Raw genomic sequence first — 12,489 nt, forward strand, 5'->3', positions numbered from 1 at the left:
GTAAAAAAATGACAGCGTAAAATAGCCATCATTTAATACGTGGCGTTAGCGAGAACAATAGACCGCGTCCAGCTGAGTAGGATGGAGTGGAGACAAGTAACAGAGAATTTCGCTCTCTAAATATTATGACCACAAGATCACGATATTTGTCATATAAACATGAAAAATGTGATAAATATCACATAAAACAGCTAATTAATCGATATCAATGTCTGGAACGAATAAAAATCGCCGTCAATTTTCACCCGATGCGCAGGAAATATAACACCCCAAAAGCATCAAGATATTAATCCGATATATTTGGCTGGCGATAAATAAGCTTGCATATAGGGTAGTACACGCATTTTTTTCATTTCAGGTCATTGTTGTAACGAAAACACTTTCATGCACTCTTCCACATAGCTAAGTCACTGCCACATTTTACTGCCCTTAAAACACCAGTCCGCACCGATTTTGGGGTTAAGGTCAATATCCACTTCGCCTTCGTAAAAAACGTTTTTTTGAGAGTGATGAGTTTAATAATTTGACATCCTCCCCGCCCTGATGAAGGACGAGGATTCCTGCCACGTTGAGACCGGAGCCTGAATCATTGCGGTGGATTCCTGCTTCAACGGTGCAAACGCTGCATTTTTCGTTTCAGCTTCTGCCAGTTGCTGCTGAATCTGACCAATGACGACTCTACGGCAAAAAATAGCAAATAAAATAACCCAATGGGATAGGCAGTAACTTGCTGAATAAGATAGGATCTTGACCTGATAAATATTAAATTAACCTTATCAATCTATTACCAATAAGAAGGCATTATGTGGTTTTCCAGATTTAAACTGGCTTTTATCGCACTTTTACTTCCCTGGTTGCTAACGGTAGCAACGCAAATGGCGGGAAGAATCTATCTTCTCTTAACTTATGGCAATTATCAGCTCTTCATTGACTCTACTCAAGACGTGGAACGAATGTTCTGGATCGGCGGACTGTTTGATATTCGTATTGCCAGCCTACTGTTTGTACCCTGTCTGTTGATTGCTAGCTTATTTGCCATTAATAAAAACAGCTTCAACATATGGCAACATGCCTATCCGTGGTTGGCAACAACACTCAATACCGTAGTCGGGGCTTTGACGGTAAGTAATGTTTACTACTATGCCACTTATGAACGGTCGTTCGATATTTTCATCTTCGGCTTAGTGGAAGATGATACTCAAGCCGTACTGCACACCCTATGGAACGACTATCCGGTTATCGAAGGTTTGCTCTGTTTAGCTCTGTATGCAGTGACTGTTTTCTGGCTCTGTCTGCTCTGGCAACGCTACCTTATCTCACGCACAGAGCGCAAAACCAGTCTGCCGGTTTCTACTATCGCGACGCTGGCTATTTTAACTGTCTGTTTCGTTGGCATGCGTGGCTCCATAGGTACCTTTCCACTACGTCAGTCCAATACACAAGTTTCAGAAGTCAAAATGCTTAATATGCTGACACCTAATGGTCCAATGGCACTGAATTGGGCGTTTAATGATCATTACAAAAACAGCTACTTCCCAGAAGCAACAGATGCACAAGGTAGCTGGTTATTAAACCATTTTCTGGAGAAGCCAACCCCTGCCAATCTGTCACCGTTTATGGCTAAAACCGCCGATAATCCCACTGCTCAAAAAAATCCGCCTCACGTAATATTTAACGTCATGGAGAGTATGGGTTATCACCTACAAAGCTTGGACCGCCCAGACCTTGATGTTTTTGGCGCTCTACGCCAGCACTGGCAAAACGACTGGCGTTTTGAACGTTTCGTTTCCGAAGGAGATGGCACTATTGACAGTTTAAGCCGTTTCTTGATCCGCAGCCCAAACAGCGCAGTCAGTCAATCCACAGCGCAGGATCTCGATTTCACCAGCAATATGTTCAAACCCTATCTGGCGAATGGTTACAAAATCATCTTCGTCACATCCGGTAACGGAGCATGGCGTAATTTGAATCAGTTCTTGCCAAACTTGGGCGTTAGTGAATTTATCGATCAGAATGGGCTGAAAAAACGCTATCCAGAAGCCCAATTTGGTACTTGGGGCGTGCCTGATGAGTTCATGTTCCGTTATATTAAAGATCGCCTGATTCAGGCAGAAAAGAACGGGGAACATGTTCTGATTATGTCATTGTCTACTACCCATCACCCACCGTATAAATCGCCGGCAGGTTATCAGAAAACCGACATCAAGCTGAGTGATATCGAGAAACAACGTTTAAGTCATTTGGCTAGTGGTAATGAGTTACAAGAGGTTTTTCATACCCTGCGTTACGCCAACGATCAATTAGGACAATTTATTAGTTGGGTAAAATCTCAGTCATTGGCTTCCCATACCATTATTGCGGCAACCGGTGACCATAATATTCGAGGTATCAGTTATCCAGATGCTCATGAATTGGCAATCGGCCACGGTGTACCGTTTTATCTCTACGTGCCGCCCGCTTATCGCCAAAACGCAATCTTTGATGCTACCAGAGTCGGCAGTCATAAAGACATTTGGCCAACGCTCTACCATTTGAGCTTGTCACATACAGCTTACTACCGTACCGGCTGTAATTTGTTGGCTGAACATCTGGACCCTATCTGGTGTCAAGGATATAACCCGGAAGTCACTATTACACCGCAAGGAGCTTATGTCATGATAGGCAAAGGTGAATTTCGACCATGGGCAAATCAAACAGGATTATTACTCGGTGAACCCCAGCCAATGACAGCAGACCAAACCAAACAGTTCCAACGTTGGCAGGTATTTACCGATCTCCTGTCATGGCAATTAAACCGTCAAGTTCACCACCAGCAATAATTGATACTTCTACGAATCCCTTTAATCTCAATCTATTAAAGGGATTTATACCCGTCCTCTTTCAAGTTGCCTCTTTGTTGGCTGCACTCACTCACCCCGGTCACATCGTTCTCTATGCTCCCGGGGATTCGCTCCCTTGCCGTCGCGATGCATCTTGAAATCCATAGGGTATATACTGGTGAATATTGCGATTAGCCTTTAACTCCCCCGGCGGTCAAACCGCTAACCAACCAGCGCTGAGCAACCAGGAAGACAATGGTTATAGGTAGCGCAGAAAGCACAGCGGCGGCGGCAAAATCTCCCCAAAGATAGTTCTGTGGGTTAAGGTACTGCTGCATGCCCACCGCCAAAGTGTAATTGTTCACATCTCTCAGAAGCAGTGAGGCAACAGGCACTTCCGTAATCACACCGATGAAGGAAAGAATGAACACTACCGCCAGAATCGGTACCGAAAGCGGTAGCAGCACCATACGGAAAGCTTGCCACGGTGTCGCTCCATCAAGCGCAGCAGCCTCTTCCAGAGAGCCGTCAATGGTTTCAAAATAACCTTTAATCGTCCAGACATGCAACGCAATGCCCCCCAGATAAGCAAAAATCACACCTCCGTGGGTATTAAGGCCGATAAACGGTACATATTCCCCCAAACGATCAAACAAGGCATATAGCGCCACCAAGAAAAGTACAGCCGGGAACATCTGAAAAATAAGCATGCCTTTCAGTAAGGTACTTTTACCGCGAAAACGCATACGGGCAAAAGCATAAGCACAGGTAGTTGATAATGTAACGATACCTACAGCGGTAATAAAGGCAACCTTAACAGAGTTCCAGAGCCATAGCATAACCGGGAAAGGTGGCGGTGTAACACGGCCATCTGGTGATACCACACTGTAGCCAAGTGCCAGTTTCCAATGCTCCCAGGAGATACTTTCCGGGATCAAACTCCCTGTCGCAAAGTTCCCCGGCCGCAGGGAGATAGTAATCACCATCAACAGCGGGAATACGATCATGGCAATAAAGGTTAACATCAACAAATGCGTCGCCAATACACGCCATTTCTGTGATTTGGGTCGAACCATCGCCATTGCATTCCCTCCTTAGTCAAATTTAATACGGGTAGCTTTCAGGTTAATAATCGCCAGCGCACCCACCAGCAAAAAGATCACGGTGGCAATCGCCGCAGCCAAACCAAAATCCTGACCACTACCACCATCGAAAGCAATACGGTAGGTATAGTTCACCAATAAATCGGTATAGCCTGCTGGTGTCGTGGTGCCAATGCGATCCGGCCTGCCAAGAGTTAGCAACTGGATCAGAACAAAGTTGTTAAAGTTAAAGGCAAAACTGGCGATCATCAGCGGCGTCAGCGGTTTAATCAGCAATGGGAAGGTAATCTTGAAAAAATTCTGCAACGGCCCAGCCCCATCCATTGCCGACGCTTCATACAAATCGTCTGGTATTGCTTTTAACAATCCCATGCAGAGGATCATCATGTAGGGATACCCAAGCCAGGTATTCACGATAATCAGCATGGTTCGGGCCATCGTCGGATCGGCAAACCAAGCAGGTTTAATACCAAACAAACCGTTAAGCAACAGATTGATCTCGCCGAAACTCTGATTAAACAATCCCTTAAAAATCAAAATGGAAATAAACGATGGCACTGCATAAGGCAGAATCAGCAGCATGCGATAAACACCACGGCCTTTCAGCGCTTCCCACTGCACAATGCAAGCCAGAACCATGCCAACAGCTACAGTCAGCACCACAGTGAATAGAGAAAAGACAACCGTCCAAACGAAAATAGCAAGGAACGGTTTCTGAATACCTTCATCCTGTATCACCCGCAGAAAATTTTTCCAGCCGATGGCAACAGTAAATCCTGGCGTCAGAGTCTCATTGCCCCATTTTCCCTCAGCATTAATCGACTGATAGAAACCAGTATCCGTATTGGGACGATAAAGCGTACCTGTTTGATTGTCGGTAAGGGTCTTACCATCTTCCCCAAGAGAGTATAGAGGATTCACACCAGCGAATTGACGTAGTGAACTCATTCTCAACCGGCTACCATCCGGTAGAACAGCAACCAACTGGTTCAGCGCCTGCCGATTCTGGGTGATAATGCGCAATGTCGCGGCTTCACCGTTCTGAATATTGTCCTGCTCATGCAAATGTAAAGCAGTCTCTTTTGTTACTGACAGAGAAAATGGCTCGGACACCAGTTGTTTAGTCTGGCCCGGTGCGCTCAACGCCAAAACCCACAAGTCCGATTTTGGGTAGAGCTTAAAAGTAAATGTTTGCCCTGATTGATACTGACGGCTCATCAGGACCGATTGTGCACGTTCAAAAGTCAGTTGATTGGTACTGCTATAGTTGGTAAAGGCGATGGCGATGGTGCAAATAAGCGGAAACAGTACAAACAATCCCATTCCGGCTATACCCGGATAGACATAGCGCCAGGCATAAGTATTGCGGTTGGCAAAAACGTAAATCCCCATTCCTAACAATACCAGTGTCAGTATTGCGAATAGATACTCTCCCTGTGAGTACATCAATACCACCAGATAACCGGTAAAGAGTATACACAGGCTCACTGCAAACCATTTCAGAGCAGAATGCTGCCACCATGATGTTTTTTCGAGCGTCGCTGACATAATGCTCTTCCTTTTTACTACGACGTAACAGCTTTGCGGATAGCTTAATCAATCTTCCTGCAAACAGGCATCCTTACTGGTTGCAGGAAAGAGGCACCCTTCTCGGGAGAAGAGCGCCCACAGGTCACTTGGTTATACGGGCTTCTGCATCACTGAGCGCAGCCTCAACGGTCTGACGGCCGGTCAACGCATTAACCACAGCGCTGCGCATGGCATACCAAAAACTGCTCATTTGTGAGACATTCGGCATGATTTCGCCTCTTTGAGCATTTTCCATCGTGGCAGCAATACGTGGGTCCTTGGCTAGAATATCCTGATAAGATTTCAGCGCCACAGCTCCCAACGGTTTATCCTTATTCACCATCTCAAGACCTTCGTTGGTCAGCAAATAGTTTTCCAGAAACTCCTTCGCTAGCTCTTTATTCGGGCTGGCGGCATTAATACCTGCCGTCAGTATGCCGACAAACGGTTTAGACGGATGACCTTTAAAGGTTGGCAACAACGCCACGCCGTAATTTATGTTATTTTTGTCGATGTTGGACCACGTCCACGGACCGTTGATGGTCATCGCCGTTTCACCTTTGTTGAACGCGGCTTCGGCGATGGAATAGTCAGCATCTGCGTTCAGATGCTTATTTTTCACCAAATCTATAATGAAATTCAGCCCTGCCTTGGAACCTGCATTATTCACTCCGGCATTTTTCACATCGTATGCGCCATTTTCCAACTTGAAAGCATATCCTCCGTCCGCGGCAATCAACGGCCAGGTGAAATAAGGCTCTTGCAGATTAAACATAATGGCGCTTTTGCCTTTGCTCTTCAGTTCCTTATCCAGTGCCGGGATCTCTTCCCAAGTCTTTGGCGGGGTCTTCACCAAGTCTTTATTGTAGATAAGAGAGAGAGCTTCAACGGCGATAGGATAACCGACCAGTTTACCGTCGTAGCGCACCGCATCCCAAGTAAATGGAAATAACTTGTCCTTGAAGTTCTGATCCGGCGTGATTTCCGCCACCAAACCAGACTGGGCGTAGCCGCCAAAGCGGTCATGGGCCCAGAAAATAATATCCGGCCCATCGCCGGTTGCTGCAACTTGTGGATACTTCTCTTCAAACTTGTTTGGATGCTCAACAGTCACATTGACACCCGTATCTTTTTCAAATTTCTTACCAACTTGCGCCAGGCCATTATAGCCTTTATCGCCGTTGATCCAGATAACTAGCTTACCTTCTTCAATTTTTGCGAAAGCAGAAGCAGAAAGCGCCAGTGAGGCTAAAACAGAAAGCGCCAGGGTACGGGCGCCTACTTTTAAGGTTGTTTTTATCATCATTCCGTCCTTATAGTTTAAGTAGGTTCAGAGTGAACTGTTTTGTTACATTGGCGGAGAGTGCTGATCTAGTGTGCAATTAACAATGGAAAGACTCATCCTCCCCTACTCTACTCCCTGCCCGGAATGGGTGTGATCTCTATTACAAAAACAGAAGAAGCGTGCCGTTGACCACAAAAAGGGGCATCTTTTTTTGCGATAAATATCACAATTTATCCAGTAGCTCATACCTAACCAGCTCAACAACGCTTATTTCATCCTCCTAGCTCCTCCCCCATAAAAAACTTGGGTATGGAGGATTTACTCACCCGCCATCTTAAACACACTCTGGTTTATCATTTTTCACCGCGAATTGCGGTGATAAGTCCGGGGGAACACATGTCGAGCGTCACATTACATAATGTATCGAAGGCTTATGGTGAAACTATTATTTCCAAGAACATCAACCTTGAGATACAAGAAGGCGAATTCATCGTTTTTGTCGGTCCATCAGGTTGTGGAAAATCGACAATATTAAGGATGATTGCGGGTCTGGAAGATGTGACTTCCGGTGATTTGCTGATCAATAACATCAGAATGAACGATGTGCCTCCCGCCAAACGCGGCGTTGGGATGGTTTTTCAGTCTTATGCACTGTATCCCCACCTGTCTGTTGCAGACAATATGTCATTCGGCATGAAGCTAGCTGGCGCCAAAAAAAGTGATATTCAGCAACGGGTAAAACAAATTGCCGAGATGCTCCAACTCGCTCACCTGCTTGATCGCCGCCCTAAAGCCCTATCAGGTGGGCAACGTCAACGCGTTGCTATTGGCCGTACTCTGGTCGCTGAACCCAGTGTTTTTCTGTTAGACGAACCTCTTTCCAACCTGGACGCCGCGCTGCGGGTCCAAATGCGCATTGAAATCTCACGCCTGCACAAACGATTGCAACGTACGATGATTTATGTCACCCACGATCAAGTTGAAGCGATGACGCTGGCCGACAGAATCGTGGTACTGGATGGTGGAGATGTTGCCCAGATAGGCAAACCTCTTGAACTTTACCATTACCCGGTTAATCGCTTTGTCGCCAGCTTTATTGGTTCACCCAAAATGAATTTCCTGCCAGTTAAAGTCACGGCTACTGCTATTGATCAGGTACAGATTACTCTGCCCAACCAACAGCAAATCTGGCTGCCCGTAGAAAGCAAGGGGGTAAAAGTAGGCAGTAATGTCTCTCTAGGGATACGTCCTGAACACCTCCTGCCAAGTGATATCGCTGATGTCACGTTGGAAGGCATAGTGCAGGTTGTCGAGCAGTTAGGCAATGAAACCCAGGTTCACATTGAAATCCCGGCCATTCATCAAAATCTAGTTTACCGCCAACCTGATGTTGTGCTGGTGGAAGAAGGGTCCACCTTCACCATCGGGCTACCCCCTCACCGCTGCCATTTATTCCGGGAAGACGGAACGGCATGCCAACGTCTGCATGAAGAACCCGGTGTTTAAGCCTGAGCTAATCAAAAAACGACAGGAGAATAATTGATGAAATCAATGCGTATATTACCTATCTCACTAACCATTATGGCCGGATTACTGTCTATTCAAGCGTCAGCCGTAGAATTCCACGGCTACGCCCGTTCTGGCATTGGTTGGACCGGTAGCGGCGGTGAGCAACAGTGTTTCCAAAGCACCGGCGCACAGAGCAAATACCGTTTAGGTAATGAATGTGAAACCTATGCTGAGCTTAAGCTAGGCCAAGAGCTATGGAAGGATGGCAATAAGAGTTTCTACTTCGATACCAATGTGGCTTATTCTGTGGCGCAACAAAGTGACTGGGAATCCACCGACCCTGCGTTCCGTGAGGTGAATGTTCAAGCGAAGAACGTCATCGACTGGTTACCCGGTTCAACATTGTGGGCAGGTAAACGCTTCTACCAGCGCCATGACGTGCATATGATTGACTTCTACTACTGGGATATCTCTGGTCCGGGGGCGGGCTTGCAAGATATTGATCTCGGCTTTAGTAAGCTCTCTCTGGCCGTCACCCGTAACACTGAATCTGGTGGCTCTTATGGCTGGATTGCTGGTCAGCGCAAAGAAATTCCCACCTCCAATGATGTCTACGATATACGTCTATCCGGCTTGGAGGTTAACCCAGGCGGTAATCTGGAACTTGGTTTTGACTATGGGCGTGCCAATGCACGAGACCACTACCGCCTTGACCGTCATGCTTCCAAAGATGGTTTCATGTTTACCGCCGAGCATACACAGAGCATGTTAGGAGGCTTCAATAAATTTGTCGTACAATACGCCACCGATTCCATGACCTCCTACAACAGTGGTCATTCCGAAGGCGCCAGCGTAAACAATGACGGTTATATGTTACGTATTCTGAATCATGGCGCGATTAATCTCGCAGAAAAATGGGATCTGATGTACGTAGCGATGTATCAGGATACTGACCGTGACAATAACAACGGCAGCACATGGTATACGGTTGGTGTACGTCCAATGTACAAATGGACACCGACGATGAGCACCCTGCTGGACATTGGCTATGATAACGTCAAATCCCAACGTACTCATGACACCAATGATCAGTACAAAATCACTCTAGCCCAACAATGGCAGGCAGGTGACAGCATTTGGTCGCGTCCGGCTATTCGCCTGTTCGTCACTTATGCAAAATGGGATGAAAAATGGGGTAATGCGAACAAAAAAGACGGTTACATTGATGGAATGGCCTACCGTGATACCGCAACGCATAAATTCAGCCGTGGTGACGATGATGAATTTACCTTTGGTGCACAATTCGAAGCTTGGTGGTAATACAGTTATACCCTATGGATTTCAAGAGGCATCGCGACGGCAAGGGAACGAATCCCCGGGAGCATAGCGAATGATGTGACCGGGGTGAGTGAGTGCAGCCAACAAAGAGGCAACTTGAAAGATAACGGGTATATAACGATTTGACCTCAGATCAATCAGATTATTTGTAATGGTTAACGCCTTTTGGACTGATATGCCTCTTGACCGTGGGTATCAGTCTCTTTTTTTCAACCGAACAAGGGTAAGAGATGAAAACCAAACTGCTCTCATTTTGTCTTAGTGCTTTACTCTGTAGCGCAGCTCCTCTGATAAGCTATGCAACACCTATCACTACAACAACTCAAGCAACCACGACACAGGACACTATTGCCCCTTCCCTCTCAACAACAGCATTGCAAAAACTGAGCTGGCAACCGATTAATACCAGCGATACACAGACCATTATCCTCAATACTACATCCCAACATCTTAATGAGGGAGATATTCAAGGGCCGATAGCGGCATTCGCGCTGCCGGCAAACCGAGGCTCTCTGGATATTACCCTGAGTAGCTTAGTACAAGATAAACAAGTTTACGTACCAAATGTTTTGGTACTGGATCAAGGGTTACGCCCCGCGGCATTTTACCCGAGCAGTTATTTCCCCTATGAACGTCCGGGTGTCATGTCCACCGATCGGCTGGAAGGCAAGCTAAAACTGACACCAGCACTAGGACAACAACAAATTTATATACTGGTCTACACCACCCGTACCGATTTGCAGAGATCCACACAAATGGTTGATCCCGCCAAAGCTTACGCTCAAGGCGTCGGTAATGCCGTTCCCGAGATTCCCGATCCCGTTGCCCGCCATACGTCAACAGGCACGTTGAAGTTGAAAGTAAAATCAGAACAAAACGCTGGCAACATCACGATTGGTCAAGTTTTTTCAAGTCCGGCACAAGAACCAATCATTGTCGGGCCAACACAAACCACCGTAACACCACCTACTCCGCAAAAAGTCAAACCGGTCCTGAGTGATACAGAGCGTTATTTTAGTGATGCCATTAAAAAGGAAATTAATAACGGCAATATCGATAAGGCACTAAAATTGCTGGATGAAGCGGAACGCCTTGGGTCTGCAACTGCACGAGAAACGTTTATCAACAGTATCAAAAACAAAGGGTAAACAAATGCTCTCCGAAAAGGGGGGCATCAAGTTTCACTTTCATCACATTTTCTGGCCGGGGATACTTATGGCTGGAGGGATAAAGCCTTACTGACTATCCCAATAGGACTATTTTATTTGCCATTTTGAACCTGGGCAGTGCTCAAAATCCTCACGTACAGCGTGTACGCTCCGGTTTTTCCGCGCAGTCCGTGTTCAAACTGCCTGCAACAATTACGCCTATTAGGATAGGCATTTAGTGATTCTTAACAGGAAATTATCTTCGTAAAGAAAGGCAATAGAATTTTTTATTGCTTGATGATCCCTTATTTTACATTCATCAATAATGAGTTGTAATTTTTTAGATAATTCAAGAATATTACCTGATTTATAAAGCTCACCATTAAAATCATTGATAATATCACTCGGGCCACATTGACAATCTGAGCTTATACAATAGATACCATAAGATATTGCTTCCGCTAATACCATACCAAAACCTTCATATTTTGATGTTAAAATAAAAGCTGATATTTCTTTTATATTATCCATCACAAATTCCCAAGGCTGATCTTGCCAACCATGCCAAATAATATTGTTATTTATATTGAGTTGTGAAGATAATTCTTTCAAATAACCCTCATCTTCACCAGAACCTACTATATGTAACTCCCAATGACCATGCAATTGTGAAAGAGCTAAAAGTAGTTCAGTTAAATTTTTTGACTTATAGGCAAGAATTCTTCCAACATATAAGAATCTGACTATGTGTTTTGGTTGAGGAATTATAAAGGGATTCATCTTGATAGGATTGAAAATAAGATGAAGCTTCTCTGTTTTTATTCCAAAGGATAACATTTGATCTCTTAAACCAGAACTGATGACAAGGTGCTCGTCGGCACAGCATAAATCTTTAATTTTCTGTGGGGTAGGATTTCTAATGGAAGTATGCAGCCAAGAATAAGTTTTTACCGGGAAATTAATCTTTTCACAAGAAAGTCGAGCAATATTACAAGATGTTGTGTCTAAACTTATTAGAATCTCGGGGTGAAATGTTTCTAATATCAAGGACAGTTCGCATGCTATATCCTGGCGAGATTCGTCATTGCTTGACGCTAAGGAGATACATTGAGCATTAGATAACCAATCACGATTTTCAATTCTATTTGTCTTATTTAGAGATATGAAAATGAAATCAATTTCAATGTTGGAGCGGCCAATCAAATCTATTAAATTTGAACATGCCGTTTCTACTCCACCATATCCATTCAAGAAAAGATCATGGTATATTATGAATATTTTTTTCATTACAAATCCTTTATTTAATTAACCAAAAACGCTCTTGCGCCTTTATTTCATTAATAGTTTGATGATATTTTTCCAATGAAATTAAAATATTTGATTTATTATCAAACAGAGGTTCTAATTGAGATTCATAAAATAAAATGTTTTGCACTTTTTCTTTCAAATCAATATCCACCAATATAGCATGCTTATCAAATTTATTATTTCTTAATAAAGCATTTTCCAAACTATCGGGGTTAATAACAGGGTATTCACCTAAAACATAGGGAAAATCTTCATAAAGTAATATTTTTAACTTATGTGAGCCTTTTATATTATTTACAAGGGCAGATTCGACTAATAAGTGCAATTTTTCAGAAGGGCGGTCAGTTGCTATAGTAGGCATCTTTCTCGCCAAAGGAAAATGCACTATGGCCTATACACAACTGACCGAA

General features: G+C 44.6%; 9 protein-coding genes. 4 read left to right on the plus strand and 5 right to left on the minus strand.

The window, feature by feature from the left end:
* Nucleotides 1–803: 803 nt before the first annotated feature.
* Nucleotides 804–2,819 (plus strand): LTA synthase family protein, encoded by a 2,016-nt coding sequence (locus tag ACGF5R_RS22665; RefSeq protein ID WP_387692849.1) that lies wholly within the window; start codon nt 804–806, stop codon nt 2,817–2,819.
* A gap of 191 nt (nt 2,820–3,010) precedes the next feature.
* Here ACGF5R_RS22665 and malG read toward each other — a convergent pair whose 3' ends face one another.
* The 3 genes from malG to malE all read right to left on the minus strand — a co-directional run bounded on the left by malG (nt 3,011) and on the right by malE (nt 6,794).
* Complete coding sequence (gene malG / locus ACGF5R_RS22670; RefSeq protein ID WP_112879312.1) at nt 3,011–3,901, minus strand: maltose ABC transporter permease MalG; 891 nt, start codon at nt 3,899–3,901, stop codon at nt 3,011–3,013.
* Between the two features lie 12 nt (nt 3,902–3,913).
* Nucleotides 3,914–5,470 carry a maltose ABC transporter permease MalF gene (malF, locus tag ACGF5R_RS22675; RefSeq protein ID WP_387692851.1) on the minus strand — a complete coding sequence of 519 codons (1,557 nt, stop codon included), beginning with the start codon at nt 5,468–5,470 and terminating at the stop codon, nt 3,914–3,916.
* A gap of 124 nt (nt 5,471–5,594) precedes the next feature.
* Nucleotides 5,595–6,794: a maltose/maltodextrin ABC transporter substrate-binding protein MalE gene (gene malE, locus ACGF5R_RS22680; protein ID WP_387692854.1), complete on the minus strand. Its 1,200-nt coding sequence runs from the start codon at nt 6,792–6,794 to the stop codon at nt 5,595–5,597.
* A gap of 378 nt (nt 6,795–7,172) precedes the next feature.
* Between malE and malK the strand changes: the two genes are divergently transcribed.
* From malK to malM, 3 genes are all read left to right on the plus strand, one after another.
* Entirely contained in the window at nt 7,173–8,282 is a 1,110-nt protein-coding gene (gene malK, locus ACGF5R_RS22685) for a maltose/maltodextrin ABC transporter ATP-binding protein MalK (protein WP_112879315.1), read from the plus strand.
* A gap of 36 nt (nt 8,283–8,318) precedes the next feature.
* Nucleotides 8,319–9,605 (plus strand): maltoporin, encoded by a 1,287-nt coding sequence (locus tag ACGF5R_RS22690; protein ID WP_387692856.1) that lies wholly within the window; start codon nt 8,319–8,321, stop codon nt 9,603–9,605.
* Nucleotides 9,606–9,853: 248 nt separating this feature from the next.
* A complete protein-coding gene (gene malM / locus ACGF5R_RS22695) occupies nt 9,854–10,771 on the plus strand; it encodes a maltose operon protein MalM (protein WP_387692858.1) in 918 nt (305 codons plus the stop codon).
* Between the two features lie 222 nt (nt 10,772–10,993).
* Here the strand turns inward: malM and waaB are convergent, their stop codons facing one another.
* Nucleotides 10,994–12,058, minus strand: a complete 1,065-nt coding sequence (gene waaB, locus ACGF5R_RS22700; protein WP_262981391.1) for a lipopolysaccharide 1,6-galactosyltransferase — start codon at nt 12,056–12,058, stop codon at nt 10,994–10,996.
* A gap of 10 nt (nt 12,059–12,068) precedes the next feature.
* Entirely contained in the window at nt 12,069–12,440 is a 372-nt protein-coding gene (locus tag ACGF5R_RS22705) for a hypothetical protein (protein ID WP_387692860.1), read from the minus strand.
* Nucleotides 12,441–12,489: the final 49 nt, after the last annotated feature.

The sequence above is a fragment of the Photorhabdus sp. RM71S genome (assembly GCF_042879355.1).
Lineage (GTDB): Bacteria > Pseudomonadota > Gammaproteobacteria > Enterobacterales > Enterobacteriaceae > Photorhabdus > Photorhabdus kayaii.